The organism is Cryobacterium sp. M15, assembly GCF_002929675.1.
Classification (GTDB): Bacteria; Actinomycetota; Actinomycetes; order Actinomycetales; family Microbacteriaceae; genus Cryobacterium; species Cryobacterium lyxosi.
In genome coordinates this window covers 99,963-115,894 of record NZ_PJJW01000041.1, presented here as the reverse complement: position 1 = coordinate 115,894, position 15,932 = coordinate 99,963, and the positions used below count along the sequence as shown (strand labels likewise).

The 15,932-nt window shown below is 65.6% G+C and carries 18 protein-coding genes; 10 read left to right on the top strand and 8 right to left on the bottom strand.

Annotated features, from left to right (window positions below; all coding sequences use genetic code 11):
- Positions 1-19: 19 nt before the first annotated feature.
- Positions 20-1,336: a helix-turn-helix domain-containing protein gene (locus tag CXY83_RS15545; protein WP_104198221.1), complete on the bottom strand. Its 1,317-nt coding sequence runs from the start codon at positions 1,334-1,336 to the stop codon at positions 20-22.
- Positions 1,337-1,481: 145 nt separating this feature from the next.
- On the opposite strand from CXY83_RS15545, the gene CXY83_RS15540 reads away from it, so the two are divergent.
- Positions 1,482-3,272, top strand: coding sequence for an NAD(P)/FAD-dependent oxidoreductase (locus CXY83_RS15540; protein WP_104198220.1), 1,791 nt, complete (start codon positions 1,482-1,484; stop codon positions 3,270-3,272).
- 245 nt (positions 3,273-3,517) lie between these two features.
- On the opposite strand, the gene CXY83_RS15535 is transcribed toward CXY83_RS15540, so the two are convergent.
- Positions 3,518-5,575 (bottom strand): transketolase, encoded by a 2,058-nt coding sequence (locus CXY83_RS15535; RefSeq protein ID WP_104198219.1) that lies wholly within the window; start codon positions 5,573-5,575, stop codon positions 3,518-3,520.
- 51 nt (positions 5,576-5,626) lie between these two features.
- On the opposite strand from CXY83_RS15535, the gene CXY83_RS15530 reads away from it, so the two are divergent.
- From CXY83_RS15530 to CXY83_RS15515, 4 genes are all read left to right on the top strand, one after another.
- The gene (locus CXY83_RS15530; protein WP_104198218.1) at positions 5,627-6,787 is read left to right on the top strand and encodes an ROK family protein; all 1,161 of its coding nucleotides are present in this window, start codon (positions 5,627-5,629) and stop codon (positions 6,785-6,787) included.
- A 134-nt stretch (positions 6,788-6,921) separates the two neighbouring features.
- Positions 6,922-7,401: a PTS sugar transporter subunit IIA gene (locus CXY83_RS15525; protein ID WP_104198217.1), complete on the top strand. Its 480-nt coding sequence runs from the start codon at positions 6,922-6,924 to the stop codon at positions 7,399-7,401.
- Entirely contained in the window at positions 7,398-7,670 is a 273-nt protein-coding gene (locus tag CXY83_RS15520; RefSeq protein ID WP_104198216.1) for a PTS sugar transporter subunit IIB, read from the top strand. Before CXY83_RS15525 ends, CXY83_RS15520 begins: the two co-directional genes overlap by 4 nt.
- Before the next feature lie 46 nt (positions 7,671-7,716).
- Complete coding sequence (locus tag CXY83_RS15515) at positions 7,717-9,261, top strand: PTS ascorbate transporter subunit IIC (protein ID WP_104198215.1); 1,545 nt, start codon at positions 7,717-7,719, stop codon at positions 9,259-9,261.
- Between the two features lie 70 nt (positions 9,262-9,331).
- Here CXY83_RS15515 and CXY83_RS15510 read toward each other — a convergent pair whose 3' ends face one another.
- A complete protein-coding gene (locus tag CXY83_RS15510; RefSeq protein WP_104198214.1) occupies positions 9,332-10,309 on the bottom strand; it encodes an NAD(P)H-quinone oxidoreductase in 978 nt (325 codons plus the stop codon).
- Positions 10,310-10,333: 24 nt separating this feature from the next.
- Positions 10,334-10,579, bottom strand: coding sequence for a hypothetical protein (locus tag CXY83_RS15505; protein WP_146069956.1), 246 nt, complete (start codon positions 10,577-10,579; stop codon positions 10,334-10,336).
- A gap of 65 nt (positions 10,580-10,644) precedes the next feature.
- On the opposite strand from CXY83_RS15505, the gene CXY83_RS18395 reads away from it, so the two are divergent.
- Both CXY83_RS18395 and CXY83_RS15500 read left to right on the top strand, forming a co-directional pair.
- The gene (locus CXY83_RS18395) at positions 10,645-10,767 is read left to right on the top strand and encodes a hypothetical protein (protein ID WP_255408783.1); all 123 of its coding nucleotides are present in this window, start codon (positions 10,645-10,647) and stop codon (positions 10,765-10,767) included.
- A gap of 41 nt (positions 10,768-10,808) precedes the next feature.
- The gene (locus CXY83_RS15500; RefSeq protein ID WP_158251903.1) at positions 10,809-11,951 is read left to right on the top strand and encodes an MFS transporter; all 1,143 of its coding nucleotides are present in this window, start codon (positions 10,809-10,811) and stop codon (positions 11,949-11,951) included.
- A gap of 110 nt (positions 11,952-12,061) precedes the next feature.
- On the opposite strand, the gene CXY83_RS15495 is transcribed toward CXY83_RS15500, so the two are convergent.
- The 4 genes from CXY83_RS15495 to CXY83_RS15480 all read right to left on the bottom strand — a co-directional run bounded on the left by CXY83_RS15495 (position 12,062) and on the right by CXY83_RS15480 (position 14,862).
- Complete coding sequence (locus CXY83_RS15495) at positions 12,062-12,556, bottom strand: DNA alkylation repair protein (RefSeq protein WP_104198211.1); 495 nt, start codon at positions 12,554-12,556, stop codon at positions 12,062-12,064.
- On the bottom strand, positions 12,553-13,077 hold the full coding sequence (locus CXY83_RS15490; protein ID WP_233200999.1) for a hypothetical protein: 525 nt from the start codon (positions 13,075-13,077) through the stop codon (positions 12,553-12,555). The genes CXY83_RS15495 and CXY83_RS15490 overlap by 4 nt, the downstream gene beginning before the upstream one ends.
- 262 nt (positions 13,078-13,339) lie before the next feature.
- Entirely contained in the window at positions 13,340-13,963 is a 624-nt protein-coding gene (locus CXY83_RS15485; protein ID WP_104198210.1) for a LysE family translocator, read from the bottom strand.
- Between the two features lie 101 nt (positions 13,964-14,064).
- On the bottom strand, positions 14,065-14,862 hold the full coding sequence (locus CXY83_RS15480; protein WP_104198209.1) for a hypothetical protein: 798 nt from the start codon (positions 14,860-14,862) through the stop codon (positions 14,065-14,067).
- Between the two features lie 114 nt (positions 14,863-14,976).
- Here CXY83_RS15480 and CXY83_RS17695 point away from each other — a divergent pair, with 114 nt between their 5' ends.
- From CXY83_RS17695 to CXY83_RS15470, 3 genes are all read left to right on the top strand, one after another.
- The gene (locus CXY83_RS17695) at positions 14,977-15,126 is read left to right on the top strand and encodes a hypothetical protein (RefSeq protein WP_158251902.1); all 150 of its coding nucleotides are present in this window, start codon (positions 14,977-14,979) and stop codon (positions 15,124-15,126) included.
- Between the two features lie 80 nt (positions 15,127-15,206).
- Positions 15,207-15,461 carry an AbrB/MazE/SpoVT family DNA-binding domain-containing protein gene (locus CXY83_RS15475; RefSeq protein ID WP_104198208.1) on the top strand — a complete coding sequence of 85 codons (255 nt, stop codon included), beginning with the start codon at positions 15,207-15,209 and terminating at the stop codon, positions 15,459-15,461.
- Positions 15,458-15,853 (top strand): PIN domain-containing protein, encoded by a 396-nt coding sequence (locus tag CXY83_RS15470; RefSeq protein WP_104198207.1) that lies wholly within the window; start codon positions 15,458-15,460, stop codon positions 15,851-15,853. Before CXY83_RS15475 ends, CXY83_RS15470 begins: the two co-directional genes overlap by 4 nt.
- The last annotated feature ends 79 nt before the right edge of the window (positions 15,854-15,932 follow it).

Here is a 15,932-nt window from a genome sequence, read left to right as displayed (position 1 = left end):
CGCACCCATTCCTGTCGCTCTAGCCGCCGAGCTCGAGGTCGATGCGGCTGAGGCGGGCGAGCGACGCCAGATAGGCGGCATCGGCGAAACCGACCAGTTGGCCGAGGACCGGCACGGCGATGCGGTCGTCGCTGCCCATCTCGGTTGCGCACCAGAGACGCAGCAGCTCGGCGTTTCCACTGGCGCGAACGGATGCCCCCACCGCGCTCGTGAGCTCGGCGCGCAGCGGTTCGATGGCCCGGCAGGTCGACCGGGCCAGTAGCGGGGCGGTGTACGCCGCGAGGGCAGCAGCCACCTGCCCGCCGCGCACCAGTCGTAACACCCGCGCCGAGTCAGACGAGCCGCGCAGACTGGGTGCGAGGCGATAGGGCGCAGATTCCAGCGCATCGCCGAGCACCCGGCGAATACGGTGCATCTCGATACGGATGGCCGCGGCGGAACCGGTCTCGCCATGAACGGCATAGGCGAGTTCGTCGGCGCTCCAGCCGCGCTCCCGCGACTCGAGCAGGGCCAGAATCTCCGCGCGGCGTAGCGACAACGGCATCCGACTGCCGTCGGCGCTGAGTACCGATGGGCTCTCACCGAGCAGCTCGAGCGAGAGGACAGATGAAACCACCAATGATCGCCCGGCAGCCACCGCCTCGGCCCTGCGCGCCGGTTCTCGTCGCGCCGCCCGCAACAACTCCTCGGCCAGCCGCACCCCGCACTTGATCATGCGCATGCTGTCGGCCGTGACCGTGTTGAGTGGCCCGGACACGTTCAAAACCCCGATCACCACGCCACTATCCGGGTCCCGAATGGGTGAGGCCGTACACGCCCACTCGTGGTGCGTGCGCACGAGGTGTTCGGCCGAAAACAACTGCGCGGCGCGCCCGCTCAGCACTACTTCGCTGATGGCGTTGGTGCCCACGCCGGCCTCGGACCAGTCGGCACCCTCCACGAATTCCAGCCCGTCGGCCTGCCGCATGGCCGAGCGACTGCCGACCCGCCACAGTACTTCGCCGCGAGCGTCAGTGAGCACGAGCAGGTGCTGCCCATCCGTGCTCTCATCGGCCAGAAGTTCGCGGAGCGCCGGCATCACGGTCTCCAGCGGATGCCCGCGGCGCAGCGCCACGACGTCGGCTACCTCGTGCAGATGCCGAGGCAGGTGCCGGTCGGGGTCGATGCCCGCGGCCAGGGAACGTTGCCAGGATTCCCACACGGCGGCGGTGATCGCGGGCGGTGGCGCACCGGCGTGAACGCGTTCGTGGGCCGCGCGAAGCATCCGTTCATATTCTTCGGGGCAGGAAAATCGCAGGCCAGCAGTGTGAACGGGGGTACTCGGCCGGTAGGGCATGCGCTGTCTCCTCCATTGGATCCGACGATGGCGCCGATCAGGAACACCGGGTGTAACGCCGGTGTAACCCCTGTGGCCGTGTACTTGAACATACAGGTCGCGTCCGACGAGGGGCTGACCTACCGCTGGCTCACAAAGGAGTGACATGCCCGATTCACCGACGACCGTGGTCGACAACTGGCTCGCCCGGTTCGACACGGCCCTGCAGAACCGAGATATCGACGGCGCCGTGGCGCTGTTCGCCGACGACTGCTACTGGCGCGATTTCGTGTCCTTCACCTGGAACCTGAAGACCCTCGAAGGCAAAGCCGATATCAAACGGATGCTCGCCGCCACCCTCGACGAGGTGCGCCCGCACAACTGGGCGCTCGCCGAACCCGCGACCGGGGATGCCGGTGCTGCCGAAGCGTGGGTGACCTTCGAAACCGGCCAGGCCCGCGGGTACGCCCACCTGCGCCTGCACGATGGCCGGTGCTACACACTGCTCACCACAATGCAGGAACTCAAGGGTTTCGAAGAAAAGAAGGGTCGTAACCGCGAGCAGGGCGTCTCCCACGAAATTGCGAAGGGCCGCACCTCGTGGCTCGAGGAGAAAACCGCCCAGGAGGCGCGGCTCGGCTACGAGGAACAGCCGTACTGCGTGATCGTGGGTGGCGGGCAGGGCGGCATCGGCCTGGCTGCCCGCATGCGCCGGCTCGGTGTTCCCACGATCGTGATCGAGAAGAACGCCAGGGCTGGGGATTCGTGGCGTAACCGGTACAAGTCGCTGCACCTGCATGACCCGGTGTGGTACGACCATCTGCCCTACCTGAAGTTTCCCGAGGACTGGCCGGTTTTCGCCTCGAAAGACAAGATCGGTGACTGGCTCGAGCATTACACGAGCATCATGGAACTCAACTACTGGTCGAGCACCGAATGCACGAAGGCAACCTTCGACGAGGATTCCCAGGAGTGGGTGGTTCAGGTCGTACGTGACGGCACGCCGGTCACGCTGCGCCCCAAGCAGCTGGTCTTCGCGCTCGGCGTCTCGGGGTATCCGAACACGCCGGTCTTTGCGGGTGCCCGGTCTTTCACAGGTGAACAACACCATTCCTCGAAGCACCCCGGCGGCGGCGACTACACCGGCAGGAAGGCCGTCGTGATCGGGTCGAACAACTCGGCCCACGATATCTGCGCCGACCTGTGGGAGCATGGCGCTGACGTCACCATGGTGCAGCGCTCGTCGACACACATCTCCCGCAGCGACTCGCTCATGGACCTCGCGCTCGGCGGACTCTACTCCGAGGAGGCGCTGGCCAACGGAGTGACCACCGAGAAGGCCGACCTGCTCTTTGCTTCGTTGCCGTACCGCATTCTGCCGTCCGCGCAGATCCCCGTCTTCGAGCAGATGGCACAGCGTGACGCTGACTTCTACTCGAAGCTCAGCGACGTTGGTTTCGATTTGGATTTTGGAACGGATGGCTCGGGCCTGTTCCTGAAATACCTGCGCCGCGGGTCGGGCTATTACATCGACGTGGGCGCATCGCAGCTGCTCATCGACGGCCGGGTCGCCGTGAAATCGGGTCAGCTCGATCACATCACGCCCACCTCCGTAGTGCTCGCCGACGGCACCGAGCTAGACGCGGACCTGATCGTGTATGCCACCGGGTACGGCTCCATGAACGAATGGCTGGCCGACCTGGTGTCACCGGAGGTCGCCGACCAGGTAGGCCGTTGCTGGGGCTACGGCTCCGACACCCCGAAGGATCCGGGGCCGTGGGAGGGGGAGCTCCGTAACATGTGGAAGCCCACGAACGTGCCGCAACTCTGGATTCACGGCGGCAACCTGCATCAGAGCCGGCACTACTCGAACTATCTCGCACTGCAGATCAAGGCACGCATGGAGGGGCTCGACACCCCGGTGTACGAGGTGCAGGAGTCGCACTACACCCGCTGAATCGCACGCGCCCGCTTGAGGACTGCTCGCGCGTCCGGTTTGCTGGCCCGGTGAGGCACGGACTGTGCACGTGAACGTGCACAGTCCGTGCCTCACCGGGAGAACCCGACCCGACTCGGGCCTGCCAGGCGACCGTCTCGGCACTGAAATAACTCACCCTGCGGCGGCACAGAGTGACAGATTCGACTTCCTCAGAAGACGTGGGCGCCGAAGACAGGCCACAGCGATAGCTCGAGAGATGGTGTCTACAAACGGATGGTGCTGCGCGCAAGCGTGCGCAGTGCGGCCGCTACCAGATGATCCTCGGTCACACCGCGCGCGGCCATGATTTCGGTGCCGCTGCCCGATTCGCCAAACTCATCGATGCCGACGACTTCACCCTCCAACCCGACCCAGCGCCACCAGCCATCGCTGCGTCCAGCCTCGACGGCCACCCGGGCATGCACCGTGGGCGGCAGCACCTCATCGCGATATACAGGATCGGCCTCGGCAAACCACTCCACGCACGGCATCGACACCACGCGCACCGCCAGGTCGTCGGTGCTGAGCCGCTTTGCCGCGGCAATGGCGAGGGAGACCTCGCTGCCCGTCGCAATCAACGCCAGGTCGCGCCCCGTTCCGCTCTGCCAGGCCACATAGCCTCCGGCAGCAACGCCCGCATCAAGCCCGCTGCGAAATCCCAGGACTGGCACGTCCTGACGCGAGAGCACGAGCGCCGCCGGCCCGTCGGGGCGGGCGACCAGGCGACGCCAAACGGCCACGGTTTCGGCGGCATCCGCTGGTCGAATAACGGCGAGCCGTGGCACCGTGCGCAGCGAGGCGATCTGCTCGATGGGCTGGTGGGTCGGACCGTCTTCGCCGACCGCGACCGAATCGTGGGTGAACACGTAGATGACCGGCAGGCGCATGAGTGCCGCGAGGCGCATCGCCGGGCGCAGGTAGTCGCTGAAGACGAGGTAGGTCGAGCCGAACGGACGCCACGGTCCGGCCAGGGCGATGCCACCCAGAATGGCGGCCATGGCGTGCTCGCGAATGCCGAAGTGCAGGAAATCCCCGCCGGGGTTGGTCGCCGAGACGGCCGTACCCGGCACGGTCACGTTGGTCGAGCCGCTCAGGTCGGCCGAACCGCCCCAGAGCGCCATCGCCGGCGCGAGCGCCTGGATGACCTGCCCGTTCGTTTTGCGGGTCGCCACCAAGGTGTCCTGTGCCGCGACTTCTACGGCATCGAGCGCGGCCGTGGCAGCCGTCTGGTCGGTGCCCGAGCGAAAAGCCAACCAGGTAGAGGCCGCGTCGGGGTTCTCACCGGCCCACTGGGCAAAATCTGTGGCCCAGCCGGCTTCGAAATCGAGCCCGCGCTGCATGGCCCGGCGGCAGAAAGTGAGCGCTTCGGGGGCGACGAGTTGCGCGAGGGTGGCATCCCCATCGAACCCGAGGGTGCGTTTGACGGCGGCGAGCTCGTCGGCGCCGAATCCGCCGGAGTGCGCGGCCGGCTGCCCGCCGAACTCCGCCGAGGGTGCGCCGATGGTAGTGGTCACGGCTACGAAGGTGGGGCGACCAGTGCGAGTGGCGGCGAGGCGCAATATTCGTTCGATCTCGTCGAGATCGGTTGCGTCGGCAATCTGCAGCACCCGCCAGCCGTAGGAGCGATAGCGGACGAGCACGTCTTCGTCGAAAGCATCCGTCGTCAGGCCGTCGATCGTCACGCCGTTGTCGTCCCAGATCACCACGAGATTGTCGAGACAGAGTGTGCCGGCGAGGCTGGAAGCCTCGGCCGAGACGCCCTCCTGCAGGCAGCCGTCGCCGGCGAGGGCCCAGACGGTGTGGTCGAGCAGGCCCGATGCGGGGGTGAACGTGGCAGCCTCTTTGCGCGCGGCGATCGCCATTCCTACAGCGGACGCCACACCCTGCCCGAGCGGGCCGGTGCTCATCTCCACCCCTACGGTGTGACCGTGCTCTGGATGCCCGGGGGTACGTGAACCCAGTTTGCGACTGGCCGCAATATCGTCGAGGGTGAGGCCGTAGCCGGTGAGAAACAACTGCACGTAGAGCAGCAGACTGGCGTGCCCGGCGCTGAGCACGAACCGATCGCGGGCCACCCTATGCGGGTTACTCGGGCTGTGGCGCATCACGCGGGAGAACAACACATGGGAGAGTGGGGCGAGAGCCATCGCGGTGCCCCCGTGTCCGTGTCCCTTCGACTGCACCACATGGGCGGGAATGGCGATGGCGGCGGCCACTGCCCGAGCTTCAGCGGCACGATCAACATCGACATCGGTGGTGACACGGCGAGGTTTCACAGGCATACTTCACACATTGGTATATAAATATACTTAAGTCAATCAAAGGAGTTCCTGGTGGCACACGCCATGTCGACCGGGTCGGGCGTTGTGCTCGACTTCATTCGCGCGGGCACGGCCACCACCCGGCCGGGACTGATCGCCGAGCTCGGCTGGTCACGCATCACGCTGGCTCGCCGGCTCGACGAACTGCTCGCGGCCGGCATCATCATCGTGGCCGGCCAGAGTGACTCGCGCGGCGGCCGACCGGCCGAAAGTTTCGCGATCAACAAAGACGCCGGCCTGCTCCTCAGCGTCGATATCGGCGGCTCGCACACCCGCGTTGCCGTCACCGATCTGGTTTCGACGATTCTCATTGAAGACGAAGCCGACATCGGTCTCTGGGAAGGCCCGGACACCGTTTTCACCTGGGCCAACCAGGTCTTCGACTATCTGCTGCGCCAGCTCGGCAAGACTCGCGCCGAGGTGCGGGGGATCGGCATTGGCGTACCCGGTCCAGTGGATGCCGCCACGGGCCGGCTCGCTGCCCCCCAGATCGACGAGCAGTGGAACGACGTTCTCGTGCAGAACTATTTTCCGGCCGACTTCACTGCAATTTTCGCCGTCGACCGTGACGTGAACATCATGGCGGTCGCGGAATCTCGGCTCGGCTGGCCCGAGCACCAGGACCTCACCGTGCTCAAGGTGGGGCTCGGAATCGGCTGCGCCTTCGTGCTCGACGGCCGGGTTTACCGCGGTGCCCGCGGCGGTGCCGGCGACTTCTCACACAGCTATCGCTTTGGCGCCGAGCTGTGCAGTTGCGGGCAGAACGGCTGCCTCGAGGCGGTCGCGAGCGGCTATGCCATTCGCCGCGAGCTCAATGCCCTCGGGTATCGCATTCGCACCACCGGCGACATCGTGGCGTTGTCGCGTATGGGTTCACCCGACGCTGTACGGCTGCTCGCGGCGGCTGGCGCCGAGATTGGGCAGGCCCTCGTCGACGTCGCTGGGTTACTGAACCCCGCCATGATCGTCCTCGGTGGCCAGCTGGCCGAGGCCGGTGACCCCTACCTGTCGTCGCTGCGCGAGGCGCTATTGGCGCAGGCGCGAGCGTTTTCCGGCTCCGGCCTCACTGTGGAGCCGAGTCGCCTCGGGAACAAGGCGGGTGTGCTGGGCGCCTCGCTCATTGCCCAGGATGCTCTTTTCGACGCCGACCGCATCAGCCGTCTCACCCGTTAGAGTCTGTCGCCCCGACTTCGGATCACTTGTAGACAAAAGTTTCGAATTCGCATTAGGCTCTGGGCACGGCACTAATTATTTTGGCGCAGACGATGTGGTCTTGCAGTGTGAAGGCCGGAATCAGGAGTCACCGCATGGCAGTCAATCTCGTTTCCGACCTCGACCAAGCGTCCGTTCGCACGCACGTCGCCGCTGCTGATTGGCAGGCTGCGATCACCCTGGCCGGCGATGCGCTCGTGGCTGGCGGCGTCACTACCGACAAGTACACGGCAGAAATGATCGCCGCCGTCGACAAGCTCGGCCCGTACATCGTCATCGCGCCCGGCCTGGCCATCGCCCACTCGCGGCCATCGCCCTCCGTGCTGCGCGCCGGACTCAGCTGGGTCACCCTCAAGGAACCGGTGAGCTTCGGTCACAACAAGAACGACCCGGTGTCGCTCATCATCGGGCTGGCCGCCCCAGACCATGAAGGCCACCTCGAGATGATGCAGGCCCTCGCCGGGGTACTCATGAACTCCGACCTGCTCGCCGCGCTCAAAGCTGCAGGCTCGCCCGCCGAGGTGCTCGCTCTCCTGTCCAACCCCGAACTGCTCACAGAAAAGGCACACTCATGAAGATCATCGCGGTCTGCGGAATGGGGATCGGCACATCCGTTCTCCTGAAAATGAACACCGAAAAGGTACTGCGCACGCTCGGCATCGACGCCGACGTTGAGGCCGCTGATATCGGCGTGGCCCGCGGCATGGCCCGCGACGCAGAGATCGTGCTCACGAGCGAAGAGCTCGCCGAGGAAATCGGCGACGTCGAGGCCCAGGTCATCGTCATCGACAACTTCTTCGACCTCGACGAGATCACCGAAAAGCTCACCAGCGCACTCGAATAATCCGTTCTTCAACCGCACGACTGAGTAAGAGAGGGAGCGCCCCGACATGGAGTGGTTCTTAGTCATTCTGGATTTCATCGGCCAGCAGATTTTGAATGTGCCGGCCTATCTCGTGGGCATCATCACCGCCGTCGGGCTCATCGCCCTGCGCCGGCCGGCGGGCGCCATCATTGGCGGCAGCCTCAAGGCAGCCCTCGGCTTTCTCATTCTCGGCGCCGGTGCCGGCGTGGTTGTTGCCTCGCTGACCCCCCTCGGGGACCTTATTCTGAAGGTCACCGGCGCGCAGGGCGTGATCCCCACCAACGAGGTCATCACCGCTCTAGCGGCCGAAGAATTCGGAGCGACGAGCGCCTACGTGCTCGTGGTGGGATTCATCGTGATGCTTCTGCTTGCCCGGTTCACACCGCTCAAGTACGTGTTCCTCACCGGACACCACATGGTCTTCATGGCCATGATGCTCGCGGTCGTGCTCTCGGTTGGCTTCGGTTCCGAGCTCAGCTGGCTCGTCGTCGTCATCGGCGGTGGCCTGCTCGGCGTGATCATGGTCGTCATGCCGGCCTTCGCCCAGCCGTGGACCAAGCGCATCACCGGCGACGACACCATCGCCATTGGCCACTTCGGCACCCTCGGCTACATCGCCGCCGGCGCCGTCGGCCAGGCTGTCGGCAAGCGCAGCAAAAGCACCGAGCACATCAACTTTCCGCAGAACCTGCGGTTCCTGCGTGACTCCATGGTGGCTACCTCGGTCTCGATGGTTGCCATCTACATGGTCTTCGCCATCTGGGGTCTCATCGCGCTTCCCCGAGCGGATGCCCTCGGCATCTTCGGTTCCATCGATGCCGGCGCGTTCATCATGGCTGCCTTCGCCCAGGCACTGCAGTTCGGTGTGGGTGTGGCCATCATTCTCTATGGTGTGCGTACCATTCTCGGCGAGCTCGTGCCCGCCTTCCAAGGTATCGCCGAAAAGGTTGTTCCCGGCGCGCGCCCGGCGCTCGACATTCCGATCGTCTTCCCCTTTGCGGCAAACGCCGTGCTCATCGGGTTCCTCGCGTCTTTCGCCGGCGGCCTGCTCAGCCTCGGTGTGCTGGCCATTTGGCTTGGCCCGGTGTTCGGTCTCGCGCTGATTCTGCCCGGCATGGTGCCCCACTTCTTCACGGGTGGTGGAGCCGGTGTCTACGGCAACGCCACCGGTGGTCGCGTCGGTGCCATGGTCGGTGGTTTCGTCAATGGAATTCTCATCACCATCCTGCCCGCCATCCTGCTGCTGGTACTGGGTAGCTTCGGCTTCGCCAACAGCACCTTCGGCGACACCGACTTCGGCTGGTTCGGTGCGCTCATCGGTGTGAGCCTGTCTGGTGGCAACACCGCCATCGGTGTAATTCTCACCGTGCTGATCGGTGTGGTGCTGGTGCTCACAGCTTGCCTGTTCCAGGTGAAGGTCGTCAACAAGGGTTGGCTGCCCGGTGGGAGGCACACTGCGTTCGTCGACGCGATCGACGCCGACCTCAAGGCAACCGCGGCCGTTGCCAAGGCCGAGGCTAAAGCTGCACGTGCGGCCGCGGCGGCCGAGCTGGCCGACAAGCCGGCGTAGTCGTCGAGGCTGGCCAGAGAGGGGTTGCGCCGAGCGGCGCGGCCCCTCTTCGGGCACTGCCCCGTCGCGGTCAGGGCACCAGCACGATCTTGCCCACGTGAGCGGATGCTTCCAGCCGGCGGTGCGCATCCGCTGCATTCGCGAATGAGAATCGATCGTCGATCACCGGTCGAAACTCGCCCGAGGCGATCCACGGCCAGACCGCCGACTCGAGCGAACGCATGATGGCGACCTTTTCGGCGTGCGACCGCGCGCGCAGGGTGGTGCCCCAGTAGCGGGCGCGCTTTTGCATGAGGCGAAACGGGTCGAACGTGGCCGGTTCACCACTCTGGTTGGCGATCACCATGATGCGCCCGTTCACCGCGACCGCCTCGATGTTGCGTGCCGCGTAGGAGCCGCCCATGATGTCGAGGATCACGTCGGCGCCCCGCCCGTCGGTCGCGGCGGTGATCTCGGCGACGAAGTCCTGCTCCCGATAATTGATCAGGACTTCTGCCCCGAGGCTCTCACACACGGCGAGTTTCTCGGCTGACCCGGCCGTCACGGCCACGCGCGCATCGAGCAGCCGGGCGAGCTGAATGGTGGTCGTGCCGATTCCGCTTCCGCCGCCGTGCACGAGCAACGTTTCCCCGGGCTGGAGCTCAGCGGCCATGAATACGTTCGACCACACGGTGGCCAGGGCTTCCGGCAGGGCTGCGGCGTCGATGAGGTCCATCGACAGTGGCACCAGCAACGCCAGGTCTTCGTGCACCACGGCTTCGGTGGCGTAGCCGCCGCCAGAGAGCAGCGCGCAGACGCGATCGCCGATGCCGAACCGAGTCACGTCGTCGCCCACCTCGATCACCACGCCAGACACCTCCAACCCCGGCCACTGGGGCGCGCCGGCGGGCGAGGGGTAGTGGCCCTGCCGTTGCATGATATCCGCTCGGTTCACGCCCGCCGCAGCGACCTCCACTCGAATGTCGTGGGCCCCGAGTTCCAGGTCGGGCAGGGTCGAGAGGGTGAGGGCATCCGGCCCGCCGGAGGAGCTTACGATGATTGCGCGCATATGCGCAGCCTACGCGCGAGCAACTCAGGACCTGGGCATGCCGCCCGCCGAGTACCCCGCTGCGCTCGTGCACACCCCGTAATCGTCAACGTTGGTTCCCCGCCCAGCCCCTACCGAGGCGCCATAGAACTGAAGCGTACCGGCCTGCGCCTCGGCCGCCCGCTCCCGGGTGGCCTCGTACGGCAGCGTGCGATCCACGAAGTTGCCGGCGTCGCTCATCCGTTTATTCTGCCCTGCGCAGCGTGCCAGGGCTGCGCATGGATTATTCATCGGATGCCCCGACCTCGCCGGTCGTGTGGCCCGGACGATGCTGTCCTCCGGCCTACGATGGAAGAATGTGGCTAGATGTGGTGCCCGCCGACGCGGTCGATTCAGCGAATGGCACCCCGCTGCACAGTCAGGTGGGGGCGAGCATCCGTTCTGGCAGCGCCGACACGCGAGCGCTCGTGCGCAAGTGATGTTCCGGCGCCAGTCGGGCACTCGCGCAGTGGTTCTCGCAATGGGCGCCACCATCACGGGCGGGCTTCCGGTGTTTTTGCTCGGCGCCCTGTTCGTGCGGATCCAGCTCGATATTCCGGCGCCGCAGTGGGTGCTGGGCGCGGCCGTGGCCAGTTATTGGGCCGCCGCCGCGATGATGTCAGTGCTCGCCGGGCGCGTAGTGTCCTGGTTGGGAATTCGTTCCACAACGTTGTTCGGGGTAGCGGTCGGCGCGCTGAGCCTGATTGGATCGGCTTTTCTGGTGCCGTCCTGGGCCTGGCTGCTGGTGTGGGCCGCGGTTGGTGGTGTGTGCAACGGCATCAGCCATCCTGCCGCGAATCAGCTGATCAACCTGCGGGTGCGGCGCGGAATGCTCGCGACCGCGTTCGGCATCAAGCAGTCGGCGATTCCGTTTGCCGCGTTCCTGGCCGGGCTGGCGGTGCCGGCGCTCGCGCTCACCTTGGGCTGGCACTGGGGGTTCGGCCTCGCCGGCCTGTTCGCGCTCGCCGTAGGAGGCCTGTTCTGGTGGTCTGTGCCGCGGGGGGAGCTCGCGCGTCCCCGGCTCGGCGGTTCGCACGTGCCGCTGACCCCGCCGCTGATGAAATACCTGCTGCTGATGGCCAGCGTCACCACGCTCTCGGCGGCTGCCACCGGTGCCGTGACTGCGTATGCGGTGATCACAGGCATCGAGCGCGGGCTGCCGTTGGCCGGGGCCGGCATTCTGTTGAGCGTCGCCGGGCTGCTCAGCGTCGTCGTGCGCGTTATCGTCGGCCGAATCGCCGACCGGGCCAACAGCACGTTCGCGCTCGCCACCGTGGCCGCCATGATGTTCATCGGCGGTGCCGGAGTATTGCTCATGGCGGTGGACACCCAGTGGACGTTCGTGGCGGGCATGCTGCTGGCCCTCGGTATCGGCTGGGGCTGGCCGGGGCTCACGCACTTCGTGGTGTCCCGGGTGGCGGGTCCGGCCACCCCGAGCGCGACCGGCGTCGTGCAGATCGGTACCTATGTCGGCAGCGGCGCCGGCCCGCTCGCCTTCGGACTGCTCTACGCGGCTCTACCGCAGACGACGTTGTGGATCATCGTCGGCGCGGTGCAGATCGTAGCCGGGTACATCGCGTTCGTGCTCGCCCGAAAGACGCCGCCCGCTGTGCCCGTCAGCTAGGGACGATTCGCAGCCTCAGTAAAACCCCTCCAAGCCCTGCTGTTCCGGGGCTTTCTCGCGGATCTCGGCGCACCTCAACCCCGATGAGGAGTTCCCCGTGATATCGGTAGTCACACCCGAGCGATTTTCGTGTCGACGCCGTGGGCCGCGCGGCGCAGCCACGGGTCACCATCGCTGGCCCACCGCGCCAGGGAGGCATTTGCTCGGGCACGATTCGCGCCGGTCAGCGCCTGCACCAGGGGCAGCACCACGGTGAAGGTGAGCGGATCCGCGAGTTCTGGCAGCCTCGCTCCGCGCAGAAACCCCTCAATGCGGGTGAGGTCGGTGTTGTCGAGCCGGGTCACGTTCGATTGCAGCAGCACGATCGCGGCGAGGCGGCGCTCGAACACCGGCACGTTCCAGAGCTCGGAACTGAGTGCGGTCACCTCGTCGTGGCTCATGTTCTTATGCCGGCGGGCCAGGTCGCGGATGGTTCCCCGCACGGCGCCCACCGAGGCGCCGTAGAACTCGAGCTTGTTCCCGTACCGGGCCTCTGCCTCAGCCGCCCGCTCCCAGGTTGCTTCGTACTGCAGCGTGCGGTCCACGAAGTCGCCGGCATCGCTCATCCATCTATTCTGCCTCGGTTGGTGTCTCGGGCGGCAGCCGCGCGCGCGGCGCCAATGATCAACACGATCAAGGCGAGCAGGGCGGCGGCACTGACCAGGTACAGCACGACACCCCACGGGGCGTGATCCCCGCCCGAAATCATGAACGTGTCGGCGATCGACATGCCGGGCCCGAAAGCCACAAAGAAATGCCCGGGAGCCGCGAACACGAGCAGAACGAGATAGGCCGCCACAACCGGCCCGCTCGCACCTATGTGTCGCACGATCGTCACCACGAGAACCACGGCGGCGAGCACCACCCCAATCGCCGCCCAGATGACGACGCCGTTCGCGACAAGCGGTTCATTCGCGAGGGTCATATTCGCCCGAATTTGCGCGAGCGTCGCGCCCGGTACGGCCGCCAACGGATTCCACACCAGTATTTGTAGAACCCCGACGAGCGCGTACAGCGCAACGGCCCCGAAGCCCACGGCTGCCGCCCTGATGGCGCGGCGCGGTTGTCGTGTGTCGGTGTTCGTCATCTTGCCAGCGTACCGACCGGCCGCGCCTACTCCGAAGCGGATCCCGCCCAGCGGCTCGACGCCGCGACCGTATTGCTTTCTCATCGAGGACAGGCCTGGCCGACGCTGAAGACGTCATCAACAGAAATGCGCGATAAGGCCAGGCGCAACCATTTCACGGTGCACGCTCGCCAGCCCGGCCGGTCAGACGATCTGTTCGCCGCGCGTAAAGCGGCAAGTATGGCCGCGATTCCTGAAACCGAATGGTGCGGCCGATGGGCGCTCAGTGCACCAGTGCCAGCAGCAGGGCGACGGTCACGAACAGCACGCCGAAGGTGCGGTTGAGAATGAGCTGCCCGCGGGCGGTGTTGGTGAAGCGCTGGAACGATTTGGCCGCCACCGCGAAGAAGAACCACATCACGACGACGTCGATCAGTACGACGGTGACGGTGAGCACCAGGTATTGGGGGAGCAGCGGCTGCTCCGGCCGAATGAATTGCGGCATGAACGCGAGAAAGAAGACGAGTGCCTTGGGGTTGAGCAGGTTCACCCAGAAGCCGCGGCGAAACATCGACCTGGCTGGCTCCCGGGTCACCGGCATGGTCGGGTCCCGTTGGGAGCCGGGCTTCTGCAGAATCAAGCGGATGCCCAGATACACCAGGTAGGCGGCACCGGCATAGCGAATGACGTTGAACAGCACGGGGGAACCGGCCACGAGTACCCCCACGCCGAGCGCGACCACGATGATGTGCACGATGAGCGCAGCCTGCTGCCCGAGGATTCCCCAGATCGAGCGCCGAAATCCGCTGGTCAACGAGTTGTTCATAGTGTTGATCGCGCCGGCGCCCGGGGTGAAGCTGATCAGTACGCCGGCACCCGCAAGGGCCAGCCAGAGGGAAAGTTGCACACGCCAGCGTATCGCGGGTGCCAACGTTCCGATGGCCCGACGAACGTAGGCCTACGCCCTCGCACGTCGCCCGGCGAGGACGCTACCTTCGGTGATACTGCTTATTCGCGGTTAAAAAAGCTGCCGAGTGCCGAGAGACCGGGGATCTCAAAGTTCGACCCCAGGTCGGACACCTGCTCGCCGAGGCCGGTCGCGTACTCGCCCGCCCCGTCGGCGGCGCCCTGGGTGACTCCCTCGAGACCACCGGTGACGCCCTCGAGTCCGCCGGCGAGGCCCTCGAAATCGACGCCCAGTCCGGCCGCTTGTTCTAAAAGGGGGCCAGCCACATTGCTGAGCACCGCGCCACCGGCGACGGCTGCAAGTAACCCGCCAGCACCGAGTCCAAGGGCGGCGACACCCGCTCCGGCAAGGGCGCCGCCGGTGCCTCGGCCGGACGGTCGGGCAAACAGTTTCTTCAGCAGGCCGGGCTTCTGAGCTTCGCCGCGGGTGGCCGACCGGGCCAGGTCTTCGGGGCTGGTCGATGCCGGGTATTCGTTGGCGGGCAGCTCGGTGCGCAGCTGGGCGTCGACCTCGTCTCGTTGCGCCGGCGTGAGCCGCGCGAACGCATCGCGGTGCACCTGTTCAAGCTGCTGGGGCTCTGCGGTCTGCAGCAGGTAATCGTAGCGGGCGATGGCCGCGCGGTCGTCTGCGCTCAACGCCGACGACGTGTTCGACCCAGAACGGGGAGCGGCACTCCGCTGCACGTTGCTCGCTGGGGGCCGACTGTCTCCGGTGACCTTGTCGGCTGTGGTGCGCACCATATCGCGCCAATCTGTCTTGCCCGACCCGCCGGAAGACGGCTGCCCCTTCTGCTCGAGGGCCTTCGATGCCATGCGCAGAATGCGTTGGAGGTTGCTCATTGGGGGCCTTTCTGTTTGATTGGGTCCTCAAGTGTGCCTAGCGCGCCTGAGTAAAGCCTCCCAGCCGCCCCGCCATCCGGTACTGAGCGTCGCCGTGTACAGCGGGCAGCCAGAGTGACACGTGCACACGGCAGCGCATTGCAGGTGCGCGTCGATGCAGTGCTGCAGCGGATGCATCGGTTGCGGCAGCAGAACTGGCCGTGGCGTCGCGCCTACGGCAACAACAAAACCTCCGTCGCTAACCAAGGTCATCGACGCAGCTGAGACGCGAGTGCGCTTGCTCTTACCCACGCCTGCACGACAGACCGTAGCCATATCGACTTACGTGTCATAAACTGTAAGACATGAAGACCGTCGTAACGTTGAGCAGCAAGGGGCAGCTAACGCTTCCCGCGGCCGTGCGTAAGGCCCTGCGACTCGAACAGGGTGATCGATTTGAAATCTCGATCGACGAAAAGACCGGCACGATGAATATTGCGCCGGTTGCAGGCATCGAAGCGCTCAGCGCGCTAATTTCTAGCTACGCGACCATCATCGAGCCCGTGACAGACGTCGACGCCTATTACCAGGAACATCGGAACGGCGAGCGCGCAAATTGAGCGCATCCTTGGATGCAAATGTCGTTCTCCGATTGCTACTCAACGATGTGCCCGAGCAACATGACGCCGCTGTGGTCCTGCTTCAGACGGGCGGCATGTTTTTCGTATCGGACATCGCACTCGTCGAGACAGTCTTCGTGTTGGGCCGCGCCTACGGACTGAATCGAGAGCAGCAGCAAGAAGCTATTCATGGCCTCGTGAATCTCCCCCAGATCGTCGCCAACGCGTCACTGTTTGATCGCGCGCTGACCCTGTATGTCGGGCATCCCAAATTGTCCTTCGAAGACTGCTATCTCGTAACGGCGGCAGACGTGACGTCGAACCAGCCGCTCTACACATTTGACCGCAAGCTGGCCAGCCAAACGGATGCTCGCCTGCTGCCGACGGGTTAAAATGTCCGAAACAGGCTGGCTCAGGACGGCCCCTACCCATCCGAACCGCCCGTTTCCCGCGTCGACGCCGCGGCTGGTC

What these genes read in the sequence shown, in the direction of transcription:
- CXY83_RS15545 (WP_104198221.1), bottom strand. Translation starts at nt 1,336, where the DNA reads ATGCCCTACCGGCCGAGTACCCCCGTTCACACTGCTGGCCTGCGATTT.
- CXY83_RS15540 (WP_104198220.1), top strand. Translation starts at nt 1,482, where the DNA reads ATGCCCGATTCACCGACGACCGTGGTCGACAACTGGCTCGCCCGGTTC.
- CXY83_RS15535 (WP_104198219.1), bottom strand. Translation starts at nt 5,575, where the DNA reads ATGCCTGTGAAACCTCGCCGTGTCACCACCGATGTCGATGTTGATCGT.
- CXY83_RS15525 (WP_104198217.1), top strand. Translation starts at nt 6,922, where the DNA reads ATGGCAGTCAATCTCGTTTCCGACCTCGACCAAGCGTCCGTTCGCACG.
- CXY83_RS15520 (WP_104198216.1), top strand. Translation starts at nt 7,398, where the DNA reads ATGAAGATCATCGCGGTCTGCGGAATGGGGATCGGCACATCCGTTCTC.
- CXY83_RS15515 (WP_104198215.1), top strand. Translation starts at nt 7,717, where the DNA reads ATGGAGTGGTTCTTAGTCATTCTGGATTTCATCGGCCAGCAGATTTTG.
- CXY83_RS15510 (WP_104198214.1), bottom strand. Translation starts at nt 10,309, where the DNA reads ATGCGCGCAATCATCGTAAGCTCCTCCGGCGGGCCGGATGCCCTCACC.
- CXY83_RS15505 (WP_146069956.1), bottom strand. Translation starts at nt 10,579, where the DNA reads ATGAATAATCCATGCGCAGCCCTGGCACGCTGCGCAGGGCAGAATAAA.
- CXY83_RS18395 (WP_255408783.1), top strand. Translation starts at nt 10,645, where the DNA reads ATGTGGCTAGATGTGGTGCCCGCCGACGCGGTCGATTCAGCGAATGGC.
- CXY83_RS15500 (WP_158251903.1), top strand. Translation starts at nt 10,809, where the DNA reads ATGGGCGCCACCATCACGGGCGGGCTTCCGGTGTTTTTGCTCGGCGCC.
- CXY83_RS15495 (WP_104198211.1), bottom strand. Translation starts at nt 12,556, where the DNA reads ATGAGCGATGCCGGCGACTTCGTGGACCGCACGCTGCAGTACGAAGCA.
- CXY83_RS15490 (WP_233200999.1), bottom strand. Translation starts at nt 13,077, where the DNA reads ATGACGAACACCGACACACGACAACCGCGCCGCGCCATCAGGGCGGCA.
- CXY83_RS15480 (WP_104198209.1), bottom strand. Translation starts at nt 14,862, where the DNA reads ATGAGCAACCTCCAACGCATTCTGCGCATGGCATCGAAGGCCCTCGAG.
- CXY83_RS15475 (WP_104198208.1), top strand. Translation starts at nt 15,207, where the DNA reads ATGAAGACCGTCGTAACGTTGAGCAGCAAGGGGCAGCTAACGCTTCCC.